Raw genomic sequence first — 16,393 nt, forward strand, 5'->3', positions numbered from 1 at the left:
GACCGTTCTGTCACGGCTCAGTAGACATCGCGCAAGTAACGCTTCTGCTCACTCATCCGCCGCCAGTAATCGACGGCGCTCTCGACGCCCAGCCCGCCGTGGCGATGGGCAACCTGGCGCAGCGCCTGGTCGACATCCTTGGCCATGTGGCTGGCATCCCCGCAGATATACAACTGCGCGCCTTCCTGCAGCCAGCGCCACAGCTCGGCGCCGTGTTCGCGGATGCGATCCTGCACGTAGATCTTCTGCGCCTGGTCGCGGGAAAACGCCAGACTCAGGTGGCTGAGCAAACCGTCGCGCTGCATGCCCTGCAGTTCATCCTGGTAGTAAAAATCGCTCGCCGCATGTTGCTCACCGAAAAACAGCCAGTTGCGGCCCTGATGCCCCAGGGCCCGACGTTCCTGCAAAAACGCGCGGAAGGGCGCCACGCCGGTGCCGGGGCCGATCATGATGATCGGCACATCGCCGTCGGCGGGAAGCCGGAAGTGCTTGGAGGGCTGCACGAACACCGGCACTTCGCCGTTGCCGGCACGGTCGGCGAGGAAGGTGGACGACACCCCCTTGCGCTTGCCGTAGCGCACGGCCGCCACGGTGAGGTGGACTTCACGCGGGTACGCCTTGGCGCTGGACGCGATCGAATACAAGCGCGGTTGCAGGCGCTTGAGCGTGCCGAGCAGTTCGTCCGCCGAGCAGTCGACGGGGTATTCGTGCAGCACGTCCGCCAGTTGCCGGCCCCACAGCCAATCTTTCAGTTCGGCTTTGCGCTCAGGTTCGAGCAGGTGTTTCAGGCCTGGCTTGGCGCTGCGTGCGGCAATGAAGGCCAGGGTCTCGCTGTTGGGCCGGGCAATTTCAAAGTGCTCGGTCAGGGCCTGGTGCAGCGGCACGTCGCCGAGTCTGTCGATGTTTACGCAGGTGCTGGAACCCAGGCGCGTCAGCTCGAGCAACTCGCTGACCAGTTCCGGGCAGTTGCGTGGCATCACTCCCAGGGCGTCGCCGGCTTCGTAGGTCAGCGCGGAGTCCGCCAGGTCCAGGGAGAACTGGCGGGTTTCCTTGTGCGGACTTTGCTGGTTCAGGTGCAGGTTGAGCAGCAACCGTGACGCATGAGGCTTGGGTTTGCCGCTCGGCGTGGCGAGCGCGACGGGCGTTGCCGGGCTGAGGGTGTGTAGGAACTGTGTGAACCAGGCATCGGCGCGCTCTTCGAATTCGGTATCGCAGTCGACGCGCTCCAGCAAGCGCGTGGCGCCCAATTCGAGCAGGCGCCGGTCGAGTTGTTTGCCGTGCTGGCAGAACTGGTCGTAGTTGGGATCACCCAACGCCAGTACCGCGAAGCGCAGCGACTCCAGGCGGGTTTCGGCGAGGGTCAGGCTGTGCCAGAAACCTTCGCCATTGTCCGGCGGGTCGCCGTCGCCGAAGGTGCTGCTGATCAGCGCGAGGTTCTGCGTGTGCGCCAGTTTGCTCGCGGGGAAGTCCGCCATCGCGCTCAGCTCCACCGCGATGCCGCCGGCGCGCAGGCGTTGGGCAAAGCGCTCGGCCAAGGCTTCGGCGTTGCCGGTTTGCGAGGCCCACAGCAAGGTGACGGCCGGGGTGTCGGCAGCGGGCGCCGGTGCCACGGCGCTGGCCTCGGTGCGGCTGAACAAGCCGCCCAACAGGCCGTCCAGCCACAGCCGCGCGTCCCTGGCCACGGGCGCATTCGCCGGCAGTGTCGGAACACCGCTGGCCTGGCGCGCAGCACTGGATTGCAGGCCACTGAGAAAACCGGCGAGGTAGGTACGCTCATTGTCGCTCAATGACGGCGACGGCAGGTTGCGGATGCCGACCAGGTCGGCGAAGGCGTCGAGGCGCGACATGGCGAGTTCCTCTGTTAAGGGGGAAACGGGGTGGGCGGCCGGTGCCGATACATCGAGGAACTGGTGCTCGATCAGCTCGACCCGTTGCAGGGCGACCGCACAGAACTTGAACTCGGGCTGCAGCGAAATCGGGTCGACCGCGTCATGGGTCACGGCGTTGATCGCCAGGTTGTCGCCGAACACATCGTTCCAGTGAAACGGCGCAAAACAGTTGCCCGCCCGCACACGGTCGCTGATCACTGCGGGCAGCACGGCGCGGCCGCGTCGTGAGCGCACCTCGACCGGGTCTTTGTGCTTGATGCCCAGGCTGGCGGCGTCGTCGGGGTGGATTTCCACGAAAGGGCCGGGGTTGAGTTTGTTCAGCGTGGCGACCTTGCCGGTCTTGGTCAGGGTGTGCCACTGGTGTTGCAGGCGGCCGGTGTTGAGCACGAACGGGAACGCTTCATCGGGCATTTCCGCCGGGGACAGGTGCGGGCGTGGGAAAAACCGGGCTTTGCCGTGTTCGGTGGCGAAAACGATCGTCGGCTGGCGGCCGTCGGCGTCGGTCTTGAGGGGCTGGTTGATGCCGTTGTTCAAGTAGCGGATCGGGTTGCGCTCTGCGGCCTCAATCGACGCGCACGGCCATTGCAGCGGTCGTTCGCGCAGGCGCGCATGGCTGGCGCCGCGAATGTCGTAGCCGGTGGCGGGGTTCCAGGCGCGCTTGATCTCGTCGAACACCTCGGCGGCGGACGCATACGTGAAGGCGTCGGCGAAGCCCATTTCGCACGCGACCCTGGCGATGATCTGCCAGTCGGCCAGCGACTCGCCGGGTGGCTCCACGGCTTTTTGCATCAGGGTCAGGTTGCGCTCGGAGTTGATCATCACCCCTTCGGCTTCGGCCCACAGCGCGCCGGGCAAGAGGATGTCGGCGTAGCGATTGGTCTCGGTATCGAGGAACGCATCCTGGGTGATCACCAGTTCGGCGCTTTGCAGCGCTTCGATCACGGTCTGGCGATTGGGTGCGCTGGCCACCGGATTGGTGCAGATGATCCAGCAGGCTTTGATCTGCCCGGCCGCCATTTGTTCGAACATGCCCACGGTGCCACTGCCGGCCTGGCGCGGCAGGCTGTCGGCGGGCAGGTTCCACAGTGCTTCGATAAATGCGCGGTCGGCGTCGACCAGCACCGAGCGCTGCCCAGGCAGGCCGGGGCCCATGTAGCCCATTTCACGACCGCCCATGGCGTTGGGTTGCCCGGTCAGGGAGAACGGCCCGCTGCCGGGGCGGCAGATCGCGCCGGTGGCCAGGTGCAGGTTGCACAGCGCGTTGGTGTTCCAGGTGCCGTGGGTGCTTTGGTTGAGGCCCATGGTCCAGCAGCTCATCCACTCGGCGGCCTGGCCGATCCAGTCGGCGGCTTGGCGGATGTCGGCTTCGGCCAGGCCGGTCAGTTCGGCGACCCGCTGCGGCGGGTAGTCTTCCAGAAAGCCGGGCATGGCCTCCCAGCCTTCGGTGAACGCGGCGATAAAGGCCGGGTCGGTGTGCCCGTTTTTCACCAGCAGGTGCAGCAAACCGTTGAGCAGCGCGAGGTCGGTGCCCGGCTTGATCGGCAGGAACAGGTTGGCCTTGTCGGCCGTGGCGCTGCGCCGCGGGTCGACCACGATCAGTCTGGCGCCGGCCTTGACCCGGTCCATCATGCGCAGGAACAGGATCGGGTGACAGTCGGCCATGTTGGCGCCGATCACGAAGAACAGGTCGGCGCGGTCGAAGTCTTCATACGAGCCGGGCGGCCCGTCGGCACCGAGGGAGAGTTTGTAGCCGCTGCCGGCGCTGGCCATGCACAGGCGTGAGTTGGATTCGATATGCGCGGTCCGCACAAAGCCCTTGGCCAATTTGTTGATCAGGTACTGGGCTTCCAGCGACATCTGCCCGGACACGTAGAACGCCAGGGCGTCCGGGCCATCGCGGTCGAGGATTGCGCGCAAGCGGCCGGCGGTCTCGCTGATGGCCTTGTCCATGCCGATCCGCACCGGGTCATGCTCCCGCGCCTGGCGCAGGTAGGCGTTTTCCATGCGGCCGGACTCGGCGATGGCTTGCCCGCAGGTGGTGCCTTTGGTGCAGAGCCGGCCGGCGTTGGTGGGGTGGGCCTTGTCGCCGATCACCTTGACCACGCGGTTGTGCTCGACCTGCATGACGATGCCGCAGCCCACGCCACAATAAGGACACACGCTGCGTACACTTTGGTTTGCCATCGGTAACCCTCGGATCATTTCTGCCGCCCATAAAAAAACGCCCTGCAACCCTCCGTTGGAAACGGGGATTACACGGCGCCTTTGTCGTGAGTGGCAGTCTGCGTTGACTGCTTGGTATGCGTATTCCTAGCAAGTCACGCGCCAGGTTTTTCACACGCCGCTGTGACGGGCCTGGTTGCCCCCAGCGCGGGCCCGTCACGCGCAGAAATGCACTTTTATGACGCCGGAGCGCACCAGTTGGAGGCACAACCAGCGGTGTCTGGCAGGGTTGAGCACCGTTTGCAGCCTTTGCGACGGGCATGGCGGCTGGTTGGCACAGAGCCTGCAAGCACACTGTACAACCCACCTCGGTCAACGACGATCGACAGGCCATACAGGTCATGGGCACCAGCGGTAGAACCGGCGAAGACGTCCGGATCGACCCCGCATCAGAACAGGCAAAGGCGCCTGGAACCGCAAGGTTTCAGGCGTTTTTTTTTGCTTTTTAAACCGTGATGAGCTTTGTCGGGTGCTTGATATGAATTCCACTCTCGCCAGTCTGAAACAGCTGAAAACCCTGATCGTCGTCGGCAATGGCATGGTCGGCCATCATTGTGTGGCGCAACTGATCGAGCGCGGCGCCCTGGAGCACTATCGCCTGCATGTGTTCAGCGAAGAGCCGATGCGTGCCTATGACCGCGTGCATTTGTCCGAATACTTCACTGGCCGTGATGCCGAGTCGCTGGCGTTGTCGCACGCTTCGCTGTACCAGACGCCGGGCGTGACCCTGCACCTGGGGGCGCCGGTACTGGAAATCGACCGCGCCCGCCGTGAGGTGATCACCGCTACAGGCAGCGTGGCGTATGACAAATTGGTCCTGGCGACCGGCTCTTATCCGTTTGTGCCGCCGATCGACGGCGCGCAAGGCGATTCGCGGCTGGTCTACCGTACCCTTGAAGACCTCGATGCCATCCGTGGCGCCGCCGCGAATGCGCGGCGTGGCGTGGTGGTCGGCGGTGGTCTGCTCGGCCTGGAAGCCGCCAACGCCCTGAAAAGCCTGGGCCTTGAAGCCCATGTGGTGGAGTTCGCGCCGCGCTTGATGCCGGTGCAACTGGATGACTTCGGCGGGCTGGCGCTCAAGGCGCAGATCGAGCGCCTGGGCGTGGGCGTGCATTTGTCCCGCGCCACTCAATCGATCAGCGCGGGCGAGCAGTACCGCTATCGCATGAACTTTGCCAATGACGAGTTTCTGGAAACCGACCTGATCGTGTTCTCCGCCGGCATCCGCGCCCAGGACGCACTGGCCCGCCAGGCCGGCCTGGAGATCGGCCCGCGCGGCGGGGTGGTGATCAATGATGAATGCCTGAGCAGCGACCCGGACATCTACGCGATCGGCGAGTGTGCGTCGTGGAACGGCAGCCTGTTCGGCCTGGTCGCGCCGGGTTATCAGATGGCCCGAGGGGTGGCCGCCCTGTTGTGCGGGCAGACCGCCGAGCCCTTTGTCGGCGCGGACATGTCGACCAAACTCAAACTGCTGGGGGTGGACGTGGGTTCCATCGGCGACGCCCATGCACACACCCCCGGTGCGCGCAGCTACCAGTTCATCGACGAGGCCAGCGCCAGCTACCGGCGCCTGGTGGTGGACGCCAGCGGCAAGCAGGTGATCGGCGCGGTGCTGGTCGGCGACAACAGCTACTACGACACCTTGCTGCAGTACATGCAGAACGGCATTGCGTTGCCGTCCGAACCGGCCGGCCTGATCTTGCCATCGTCCGCCGGCGCACCAAGCCTCGGCCCTGGCGCGTTGCCGGAGTCGGCCACCGTCTGCTCCTGCCATAACGTCACCAAAGGTTCGATTTGCGCGGCCATCGACAGCGGTTGCGCCGACCTCGGCCTGCTCAAGGCGCAGACCAAGGCCTGCACCGGTTGCGGCGGCTGCGCCGGTTTGCTCAAGCAGGTGTTCGAGCATGAACTGGTCGCCCGTGGCGTCAGCGTCGACAAGAGCTTGTGCGAACACTTCGCCTACACCCGCCAGGAGTTGTATGCCCTGGTACGCGTGGAAGGGGTGATCACCTTCGAAGAGTTGCTGGCCAAGCACGGCCGTGGCCACACCGGTTGCGATGTATGCAAACCGGCGGTGGGCTCGATCCTCGCATCGTGCTGGAACCAACCGATCATGGACGCCTCGCTGGTGCCGTTGCAGGACACCAACGACACGTTCATGGCCAATATGCAGAAGAACGGCACCTATTCGGTGGTGCCGCGTATTCCGGGCGGCGAAATCACCGCAGAAAAACTCATCGCCATCGGTGTGGTCGCGCAGAAATACCAGCTCTACACCAAGATCACCGGCGGCCAGCGTATCGACCTGTTTGGCGCGCAATTGCATGAGTTGCCGGACATCTGGGCCGAGCTGATCGACGCCGGGTTTGAAACCGGGCACGCCTACGGCAAATCCACGCGCACGGTGAAGTCGTGCGTCGGCAGCACCTGGTGCCGCTACGGTGTGCAGGACAGCGTGAAAATGGCGCTGCTGATCGAGGACCGCTACAAGGGCCTGCGTTCGCCGCACAAGCTCAAGTTCGCGGTGTCCGGCTGCACCCGCGAATGCGCCGAAGCGCAAAGCAAAGACGTCGGTGTGATCGCCACCGAGAAGGGCTGGAACCTCTACATCGCCGGTAACGGCGGCATGCGCCCACGCCACGCCGAGCTGTTCGCGACCGACCTGGATGACGCCACGCTGATCCGCTACATCGACCGCTTCCTGATGTTCTACATCCGCACGGCCGACAAATTGCAACGCACCTCGGTGTGGCGTGAAAGCCTGGAAGGCGGCCTGGATTTCCTCAAGGACGTGATCCTCGACGACAGCCTGGGCCTGGGCGCCGAACTCGAAGCGCAAATGCAACTGGTGGTCGACCGGTACGAATGCGAATGGGCCAATGCCCTCAAAGACCCGGAAAAACTCAAACGCTTCCGCACCTTCGTCAACGACAAACGCCCGGATCCGGACATCCATTTTGTCCACGAACGCGGCCAGCGCCGGCCGATCATGGCCGCCGAACTCAACCTGATTCCCGTCATCGAGGAGCTTGCCTGATGAGCCAGTCCAACACTTTGCGTAACCTTGCCACCTGGAAAAGCGTGTGCAGCGAAAGCGACCTGGTGAACAATTCCGGCGTGGTGGTGTGGTACGACGGCGCACAAGTCGCGCTGTTCTACCTGCCGGACGCGCCGGACCAGACCCTCTACGCCATCGACAACCATGACCCGGAATCCGGCGCGAACGTGATCGGCCGCGGGCTGGTCGGCAGTATCAAGGGCGATCTGGTGGTGGCTGCGCCGATCTACAAACAGCATTACCGTCTGGCGGACGGCCAATGCCTGGAGACACCGCAGCAGCGCTTGCGGGTATGGCCGGTGCGGTTGAATGCGGGGGTGGTGGAGTTGGGGGTGAGTTGAGGCGAGGTCGGCCGAAGGCGCCCATCCTCCAGCTGCCTGCGGCATGTGGAGAATGGGCGCGTGCATATCCGCCGTCAGCGGTTGAAACGTTCAACCAGTGCGTATTGGGTGGACGCGGTGTGGGTCAGTTCCTTGCTCAGGTCCGCGGATTGATGGGCCTGGACCGACGTCTGGTCGGCCAGTTCGGCGATGGTGGTGATGTTGCGGCTGATCTCTTCGGCCACCGCGCTTTGTTCTTCGGTGGCGGCGGCGATCTGGGTGGTCATCTCGGTGATGTGGGACACCGCTTCGCTGATGCCGACCAGCGCCTGGTCGGCCTCAAGCACCCGGGCCACGCCTTCCTGCGCCTGGCGCTGGCCGTGTTCCATGCTTTGTACAGCGTTGCTGGACGATGCCTGGAGCTTGGTGATCAAGTCATGGATCTGGGTGGTGGAGTGCGACGTGCGTTGCGCCAATTGGCGGACTTCGTCGGCGACTACGGCAAAGCCGCGGCCCATATCCCCGGCACGCGCCGCCTCGATCGCGGCGTTGAGGGCCAGCAGGTTGGTCTGGTCGGCGATGCCTTTGATCACGTCGACGACAGTGCCGATTTCGTCGCTGTCGCGGGCCAACTGCGCCACGGTGACACCGGTTTCGCCGACCACGGCGGAGAGGCGCTCGATGGCTTCGCGGGTATCGCGGGCCACCTCGCGGCCACGCCCGGTCAGCACGTTGGCTTGCTGGGTGGCGTCCGCGGTGCGCTGCACATGGCTGGCGACTTCCTGGGTGGTTGCGGCCATCTGGTTGACGGCGGCCGAGACCTGCTCGGTTTCGACGCGTTGACGGTCAAGGCCGGTCGAGCTGGCCGTGGCCAGTCGGTTGGATTGCCCGGCCAGCGCGTTGAGCTGCTCGGCACTGTCCTGCAGGCGGGTGAGGCAGGTTTTCAGCCGAGCGTTCTGGCTGAGGAACGCGGTTTCCAGGCGGCCCTGGGGGCCGTGTTCATCGCTGTACATCTGCGCAATCAGCGCATCCGAGGTCGACGGTTCGACGCCCGAAAGCAAGCGTAACGTTGCACGCCGACGCACCTGCGCGCCGATCATGCTCACGGGCACCGCAACGGCTACCGCCACGGCCATGGCCAGCGGCGCACTGAGGAACAGCCCGCCCACGGCGCCGGCAAGCCCGGTGGCGACGTAGGGCACGCTGTCGAATAACGTCGACAGCCAACTGTCCCGGCGCGAAACCGCCGATTTGTCCTGGCTCAAACGCCGGTAAAGCGCCTGGGCACGTCGGATCTCATCGGCGCTCGGCTTGACCCGTACCGACTCGAAGCCCACCACGCGGCTGCCTTCGAAGATCGGTGTGACGTAAGCATTGACCCAATAATGGTCGCCGTTTTTCGAGCGATTCTTGACGATACCCATCCACGGCAGGCCTTGCTTGAGCGCGCACCACATATGGGAAAAAACGGCTGACGGGACGTCGGGATGGCGCACGATATTCTGCGGGGCGCCGATCAACTCGGCGCGTTCAAAACCGCTGATATCGACAAAAGCATCGTTGCAGTAAGTGATCATCCCTTTAACATCGGTTGCGGAGATGAGCTTCTGCGAAGGCGCGAGCGAAATCTCGCGCTGTGTCACGGGTTGGTTATTGCGCATTCGACTACTCCCAGAATTGCCTGTAGGACATCGGCAAGCATTCAGATAAGTTGAAGACCGATTGTCTGACAATCTCAAACAGCAACATTGCAGCGGTCTAAATCAGGTATTCAGCCCTGTCAGTCGGCGGCCGAAACGCGAAAGCACAAGACTTCAAACGCAAATACCGGATAATGGCGACCAATTTGAAGTTCGCTATTTTGGTAATCCCGTATGGAAATTAAGGTTAACTTTCTCGACAACCTTCGACTTGAAGCCAAGTTCGATGACTTCACGGTGATCGCCGATCAACCGATTCGCTATAAAGGCGACGGGTCGGCGCCGGGGCCATTCGATTACTTCCTGGCTTCGTCGGCATTGTGTGCGGCGTACTTCGTGAAGTTGTACTGCGAGACACGCAATATCCCCACGGACAATATCCGGTTGTCGCAGAACAACATTGTCGACCCGGAAAACCGTTACAACCAGATTTTCAAGATCCAGGTGGAATTGCCGGCAGATATCTCCGACAAGGATCGCCAAGGCATCTTGCGCTCTATTGACCGTTGCACGGTGAAGAAAGTGGTACAGGCCGGCCCTGAGTTCGTGATCGAAGAGGTGGAAAACCTCGACGCCGACGCCCAGGCCCTGTTGATGCCTAATTCCACTTCCGAGGCGGGCACCTACATCGTGGGCAAGGACCTGCCGCTGGAGCAGACCATCGCCAACATGTCGGGCATCCTGGCCGGCCTGGGCATGAAGATCGAGATCGCCTCGTGGCGCAATATCGTGCCGAACGTGTGGTCGCTGCATATCCGCGATGCCCATTCGCCGATGTGCTTCACCAACGGCAAGGGCGCGACCAAGGAAAGCGCGTTGGCCTCGGCGTTGGGCGAGTTCATCGAGCGCCTCAACTGCAACTTCTTCTATAACGATCAGTTCTGGGGCGAAGAACTGGCCAATGCGCCGTTCGTGCATTACCCGGACGAGCGCTGGTTCCAGCCTGGGCGCAAGGATGAACTGCCAGCGGAAATCCTCGACGCCTACTGCCTGAACATCTACAACCGCGACGGCGAGTTGCGTGGCTCGCACCTGTTCGACACCAACTCGGGCAATGAAGACCGCGGGATTGTGGCACTGCCGTTTGTGCGCCAGTCGGACGGCGAGGTGGTGTATTTTCCGTCCAACCTGATCGAAAACCTGTACCTGAGCAACGGCATGAGCGCCGGCAACACCCTGGCCGAAGCCCAGGTGCAGTGCCTGTCGGAGATCTTCGAGCGGGCGGTCAAGCGTGAAATCATCGAAGGTGAATTCGCCCTGCCGGATGTGCCGGCTGACGTGCTGGCCAAGTACCCGAGTATTCTGGCCGGGATCCAGGGGCTGGAAGCCCAGGGCTTCCCGGTGCTGGTCAAGGATGCCTCGCTGGGCGGCGAGTTCCCGGTGATGTGCGTGACCTTGATGAACCCGCGTACCGGCGGTGTGTTTGCCTCGTTCGGCGCGCACCCGAGCCTGGAAGTGGCACTGGAACGCAGCCTGACTGAATTACTCCAAGGCCGCAGTTTCGAAGGCCTGAACGATCTGCCGCAGCCGACGTTCGAAGGTCACGCGGTGACCGAGCCGAACAACTTCGTCGAGCACTTTATCGACTCCAGCGGCGTGGTCTCGTGGCGCTTCTTCAGTGCCCGCTCGGATTACGAATTCGTCGAGTGGGACTTCTCCGGGCAGGGCGAAAATTCCAACGCCGAAGAAGCCGCGACGCTGTTCGGCATTCTCGAGAACATGGGCAAGGAGTCGTACATGGCGGTGTATGAGCACCTCGGTGCCACCGCCTGCCGCATCCTGGTGCCGGACTACTCGGAAATCTATCCGGTGGACGACCTGATCTGGGACAACACCAACAAAGCCCTGTTTTTCCGCGCCGACATCCTCAACCTGCATCGCCTGGATGACGCGCAGCTCAAGGCCCTGGCCGAACGCCTGGTGGAAAGCGAACTGGACGACTACACCGATATCACCACCTTGATCGGCATCGAGTTCGACGACAACACCGCCTGGGGCCAACTGACCATCCTCGAATTGAAGCTGCTGATCTACCTCGCCCTGCAACAGTACGAGGAAGCGAAGGAAGCGGTGGAAATGTTCCTGCAGTACAACGACAACACCGTCGAGCGCGGCCTGTTCTACCAGGCGGTGAACGCGGTGCTGGAGATGGAACTGGATGAAGACCTGGAATTGGCGGACTACGAGGCCAACTTCCGGCGGATGTTTGGTAACGAGCGGATGGATGCGGTGATCGGCTCGGTCAACGGCAGCGTGCGCTTTTATGGGTTGACGCCGACCAGCATGAAGCTGGAAGGGCTGGACCGGCATCTGCGCTTGATCGAGAGCTATAAAAAACTGCACAGCGCGCGGGCCAACGTCACCCTGGCCTGACGCGGTACCCAGTGTGGGAGGGGGCAAGCCCCCTCCCACATTAAGATGGAACTGGCAGACTACGAGGCGTCTGCAAAAACTGCACGGCACGCGGGCCAACATCACGTCAGCCTGACGCAGCATCCAGTGTGGGAGGGGGCTTGCCCCCGATAGCAATCTGTCAGTCACTGAATCAGGAGACTGGCCCACCGCTATCGGGGGCAAGTCGAATCGTCGCACCGCCCCTCCCACATTAGATATAGGCCAAGGCTTGCGCGAGGTCCGCGCGCAAGTCCTCCACATCTTCAACCCCCACCGACAACCGCACCAACCCATCGCCAATGCCCAATTGCGCCCGCGTCGCTGCCGGGATGCTGGCATGGGTCATGATCGCCGGGTGTTCGATCAGGCTTTCCACGCCGCCAAGGCTTTCGGCCAGGGCGAAGAGTTTGACGTGTTCCAGGAAACGCCTGGCGCCGGCCAGGTCGCTGTTCAATACCACCGAAATCATCCCGCCAAACCCGCGCATCTGCCGACGTGCCAGGGCGTGCTGGGGGTGCGAGACCAGGCCCGGGTAGTGAACCCGCGCCACCTGCGGTTGGTGTTCGAGCCAGCTCGCCAGGTCCAGTGCATTGCTGCAATGGCGCTCCATGCGCAGGGCCAGGGTTTTCACGCCGCGCAGGGTCAGGAAGGCGTCGAACGGCCCGGCGATGGCGCCGACCGAGTTCTGCAGGAAGCCCAGGCGCTCGGCCAGTTCGGGGTTGTCACCGACAATTGCGATGCCGCCGATCACGTCGGAGTGGCCATTGAGGTATTTGGTGGTGGAATGCACCACGATGTCGCAACCCAGCTCCAGCGGGCGCTGGATCCACGGGCTGGCGAAGGTGTTGTCGGCCACGCAGAGGATGCCGCGGGCGCGGCAGATGCGCGCGATGGCGCTGAGGTCGGTCAGGCTCAGCAGCGGGTTGCTGGGCGTCTCGACCCAGACCATGCGCGTGTCGTCCTGCAACGCGGCTTCAAACGCTTGCACATCGCTCAAGTCGACATAACTGAAACGATGCCCGGCGCTGCGTTGGCGCACCTTGTCGAACAGGCGGAAGGTGCCGCCATACAGGTCGTTGCCGGAGACGACATGGCTGCCGGCATCCAGCAACTCCAGCACGGTGGAAATCGCCGCCAGCCCCGAGGCAAAGGCAAACGCCTGGCGGCCGCCTTCCAGGTTGGCCACGCAGCGTTCCAGGGCGAACCGCGTGGGGTTGTGGGAGCGGCCATAGTCGAAGCCCTTGTGTACGCCGGGGCTGTCTTGCCGGTAGGTGGAATTGGCGTAGATTGGCGGCATCAGCGCGCCGGTGGTCGGGTCGGGCGATTGCCCGGCGTGGATCACACGGGTGGCAAACGCGCTTTTATCGGGCTGACTCATGCAAGGGATCTCCGCAGGTGATTGAGCAGGTCGACACGGGTGATCAGGCCATGGAAGCCCGACGCGTCGGCGATGATGGCGACCAGGCCGCGATCCAGCTCCGCCTGCAACTCGGCGAGGCTGGCGCTGGGGTCGAGGGTGTGCAAGGTTTCGGTCATGGCGCTGGCGACGATCATGGAAAAGTCCGCGGCGTCGTGGTGCAGGCCCAGCAGGATGTCGGATTCGTCGATCACACCCACCAGTGCCTGGCCATTCACCAGCACCGGCAATTGCGAGACATCGGCCAGGCGCATGCGCTGGAAGGCCGTGAGCAGGGTGTCGTCGGGGCTGACGCTGATCACGCGGCCGTCTTCGAAGCGCCGGGCGATCAGGTCGCGCAGGTCGCCGTAGTGCTTGTAGTGCAGCAAGCCCGCGTCGCTCATCCATTGGTCGTTGTAGACCTTCGACAGGTAACGCGTGCCGGTGTCGCAGACGAAGCTGACCACGCGCTTGGGCGCGGTCTGTGCGCGGCAATAGCGCAAGGCTGCGGCGAGCAGGGTGCCGGTGGACGAGCCGCCGAGAATGCCTTCGGCCTTGAGCAACTGGCGGGCGTGGTCGAAGCTCTCTTCATCGCTGATGGAGTAGGCGTGGCGCACGCTAGACAGGTCGGCAATCGAGGGGACGAAGTCTTCGCCGATGCCTTCCACCGCCCAGGAACCCGGGGTGACCAGGGTGCCACTGCGGCTGTACTCGGCCATCACCGAACCGACGGGGTCGGCCAGCACCATCTCCAGCGCCGGCTGCACCCGCTTGAAGAAGCGCGTCAGCCCGGTGAGCGTGCCGGCCGAACCGACGCCGACCACAATCGCGTCGAGGTCATGCTCGGTCTGCGCCCAGAGCTCCGGCGCGGTGCTGGTTTCGTGGGCGAGCGGGTTGGCCGGGTTATTGAACTGGTCGGCGAAGAACGAGCCCGGGATGTCCTTGGCCAGGCGCGCGGCCACGTCCTGATAGTACTCGGGGTGGCCTTTGCCGACATCGGAGCGGGTGATATGCACTTCGGCGCCCATGGCCTTGAGGTGCAGCACCTTTTCGGTGGACATCTTGTCGGGCACCACCAGCACCACCCGGTAGCCTTTCGCCCGGCCCACCAGCGCCAGGCCCAGCCCGGTGTTGCCGGCGGTGGCTTCGACAATCGTGCCGCCGACGCGCAGGCGGCCGTCGCGCTCGGCGGCGTCGATCATCGCCAGGCCGATGCGATCCTTGATCGAGCCGCCGGGGTTTTGCGATTCGAGCTTGAGAAACAGCGTGCAGGGGCCGGTGTCGAAGCGGCTGATCCGCACCAGCGGAGTGTTGCCGATCAGTTCAAGCACGGCGGGGCGGGCAAGCGTGGGCATGTCGTCACCTGGGTGTAGGGTGGGGGGACAGCAAACGGCAAAGCGTGGCTTGGAACATAGGCCGCTATTGCACGGGTCGCAACTGCGCGGTCGGCCGGCTGTCTTTTTTTGGCGCATGAGCGAAGGCTCGGTGCGCCATCGGTGGGCAGTCTTGCCGCGCCGCCTGGGCGCGAACCCGCGCAATCGTTGGGTGTGCGCAGCTGGCCTGGGGTTTGCTAGAAACAAATCCAAACTTGGATACAAGATGGAGACCCTTATGCAGAGTGTTATCGGCTGGACCCTCGGCGAATGGCGTGAGGCCTATCGCAACGGGACGATCACCCCGGACATCGTGCTGACCCTGGCCGCGCAATACGCCGCCGCCGACAACGCCTGGATCGCGCGCGCGCGGCCTGAACAACTGACGGCGCAGTTGGCGCAATTGAGCGAGCGGCTGGCGGCGGTCGGTGGCGATATGACCCAGTTGCCGTTGTATGGCGTGCCGTTTGCGATCAAGGACAACATCGACGCGGTCGGTTGGGAGACCACGGCGGCGTGTCCGGAATTTGCCTACGCCCCGGCGTCGGATGCGAGCGTCGTCGCCAAGCTGCGTGCGGCCGGTGCGATCCTGATGGGCAAGACCAACCTCGATCAGTTCGCCACCGGCCTGGTGGGCACCCGCTCGCCGTATGGCGCGGTGGCCAACAGCTTCAATCCGGCGTATGTCAGCGGCGGTTCCAGCTCCGGTTCCGCCTCGGTGGTCGCCCGGGGTTTGGTGGCGTTCTCCCTGGGCACCGACACCGCCGGCTCCGGTCGGGTGCCGGCGGGGTTCAACAATATCGTCGGGTTAAAACCCAGCAAAGGCCGCCTGTCCAATACCGGCCTGGTGCCTGCGTGCCGCACGGTGGATTGCATCTCGGTGTTTGCCCTGACCGTGGAAGACGCCGAATCCGTGGCGCAAGTGGCCGAAGGCTACGACGCGAGCGACGCTTATTCCCGCGCCAACCCCCATACCGCGCCGGTGGCGGTGGGGCGTGCGATCAAACTCGCCATTCCGGCGACCCTGGAGTTCTTCGGCGATACCCAGAACCAGGCCGTATTCGAGCAGGCCGTCGAGCGCTTCAAGGCGTTGGGTGCGCAGATCACCCCGGTGGATTTCAGCCCGTTCAAGGCGCTGGCGGACCAGTTGTATTTCGGCCCATGGGTCGCCGAGCGCACGGTCGCCCTGCACAGCATGCTTGAACAGCAGCCGGACGCGATCAACCCGGTGGTGCGCGGCATCGTCGAAAACGGGCTTGAGTACAGCGCCTGCGACGCTTACAAAGCTGAATACCTGCGCGCCGACCTGAGCCGGCGCATCAACGACACGCTGGCGGGCTTCGACGCATTGCTGGTGCCGACCTCGCCGACGATTCGCACCCAGGCCGAGATGGCGCTGGAGCCGGTGCGCTACAACTCGCAATTCGGCTATTACACCAACTTCACCAACCTGGCGGACCTGTGCGCGCTGGCGCTGCCCGCCGGCTTGCGCGCAGATGGCTTGCCCAGCGGCATCACCTTGTTGGCGCCGGCCTGGCATGACACGGCCCTGGCCCATTTGGGCAAGCGCTGGCAAGCCGGCCTCGGCCTGCCGCTGGGCGCCACTGCGCGCGAGTTGCCCGCACCGGCCGCACCAACCCCCGCGCCCGGCAGCGTGCGCTTGGCGGTGGTCGGCGCACACCTGAGCGGCATGCCGCTGAATTTCCAACTGACCACGCGCAATGCGGTGCTGGTGGAGCAAACGCTGACCGCCGACAGCTATCGACTCTACGCGCTACCGGGCACCGTGCCGCCCAAGCCTGGGCTGGCCAGGGCGGACAGTGGCCGCTCGATCATCGTCGAGCTGTGGGACATGCCCATCGCCCGCTTTGGCGAGTTCGTCGCCGAAGTCCCCGCACCGCTGGGCATTGGCAACCTGAGCCTGACCGACGGGCGCAGCGTCAAAGGCTTTATCTGCGAACCCTGGGCCCTGGCCGATGCGCTCGACATCACCGAATTCGGCGGCTGGCGCGCCTTTATCGCGAGCCGGGGCTAAGC

At 64.0% G+C, this 16,393-nt stretch carries 8 protein-coding genes and 1 pseudogene; 4 read left to right on the forward strand and 5 right to left on the reverse strand.

The genetic code is table 11. The features are described from left to right. Positions 1-17: 17 nt before the first annotated feature. Positions 18-4,073 carry a bifunctional nitrate reductase/sulfite reductase flavoprotein subunit alpha gene (locus ACP7E3_RS16145; protein ID WP_169882059.1) on the reverse strand — a complete coding sequence of 1,352 codons (4,056 nt, stop codon included), beginning with the start codon at positions 4,071-4,073 and terminating at the stop codon, positions 18-20. Between the two features lie 517 nt (positions 4,074-4,590). Here ACP7E3_RS16145 and nirB point away from each other — a divergent pair. Together nirB and nirD are read left to right on the forward strand one after the other, a co-directional pair. After that, the gene (nirB, locus tag ACP7E3_RS16150; RefSeq protein WP_017846423.1) at positions 4,591-7,152 is read left to right on the forward strand and encodes a nitrite reductase large subunit NirB; all 2,562 of its coding nucleotides are present in this window, start codon (positions 4,591-4,593) and stop codon (positions 7,150-7,152) included. After that, entirely contained in the window at positions 7,152-7,514 is a 363-nt protein-coding gene (nirD, locus tag ACP7E3_RS16155; protein ID WP_057004617.1) for a nitrite reductase small subunit NirD, read from the forward strand. Before nirB ends, nirD begins: the two co-directional genes overlap by 1 nt. A gap of 74 nt (positions 7,515-7,588) precedes the next feature. Here the strand turns inward: nirD and ACP7E3_RS16160 are convergent, their stop codons facing one another. Together ACP7E3_RS16160 and ACP7E3_RS16165 are read right to left on the reverse strand one after the other, a co-directional pair. Continuing rightward, a complete protein-coding gene (locus tag ACP7E3_RS16160) occupies positions 7,589-8,629 on the reverse strand; it encodes a methyl-accepting chemotaxis protein (protein WP_411221045.1) in 1,041 nt (346 codons plus the stop codon). A gap of 252 nt (positions 8,630-8,881) precedes the next feature. Beyond that, a pseudogene (locus tag ACP7E3_RS16165) lies at positions 8,882-9,154 on the reverse strand (PAS domain-containing protein); the annotation flags it as partial. Positions 9,155-9,367: 213 nt separating this feature from the next. Between ACP7E3_RS16165 and ACP7E3_RS16170 the strand changes: the two are divergent. Next, complete coding sequence (locus ACP7E3_RS16170) at positions 9,368-11,566, forward strand: OsmC domain/YcaO domain-containing protein (RefSeq protein WP_126588531.1); 2,199 nt, start codon at positions 9,368-9,370, stop codon at positions 11,564-11,566. Between the two features lie 232 nt (positions 11,567-11,798). Here ACP7E3_RS16170 and ACP7E3_RS16175 read toward each other — a convergent pair whose 3' ends face one another. Then, the gene (locus tag ACP7E3_RS16175; RefSeq protein WP_426123689.1) at positions 11,799-12,965 is read right to left on the reverse strand and encodes a cystathionine gamma-synthase; all 1,167 of its coding nucleotides are present in this window, start codon (positions 12,963-12,965) and stop codon (positions 11,799-11,801) included. Next, positions 12,962-14,338 carry a pyridoxal-phosphate dependent enzyme gene (locus ACP7E3_RS16180; RefSeq protein WP_057004613.1) on the reverse strand — a complete coding sequence of 459 codons (1,377 nt, stop codon included), beginning with the start codon at positions 14,336-14,338 and terminating at the stop codon, positions 12,962-12,964. The genes ACP7E3_RS16175 and ACP7E3_RS16180 overlap by 4 nt, the downstream gene beginning before the upstream one ends. Before the next feature lie 256 nt (positions 14,339-14,594). On the opposite strand from ACP7E3_RS16180, the gene atzF reads away from it, so the two are divergent. Beyond that, positions 14,595-16,391 (forward strand): allophanate hydrolase, encoded by a 1,797-nt coding sequence (atzF, locus tag ACP7E3_RS16185; protein WP_426123691.1) that lies wholly within the window; start codon positions 14,595-14,597, stop codon positions 16,389-16,391. Positions 16,392-16,393 lie beyond the last annotated feature (2 nt).

The organism is Pseudomonas sp. PSPC2-3, assembly GCF_049898265.1.
Taxonomy (GTDB): Bacteria; Pseudomonadota; Gammaproteobacteria; order Pseudomonadales; family Pseudomonadaceae; genus Aquipseudomonas; species Aquipseudomonas veronii.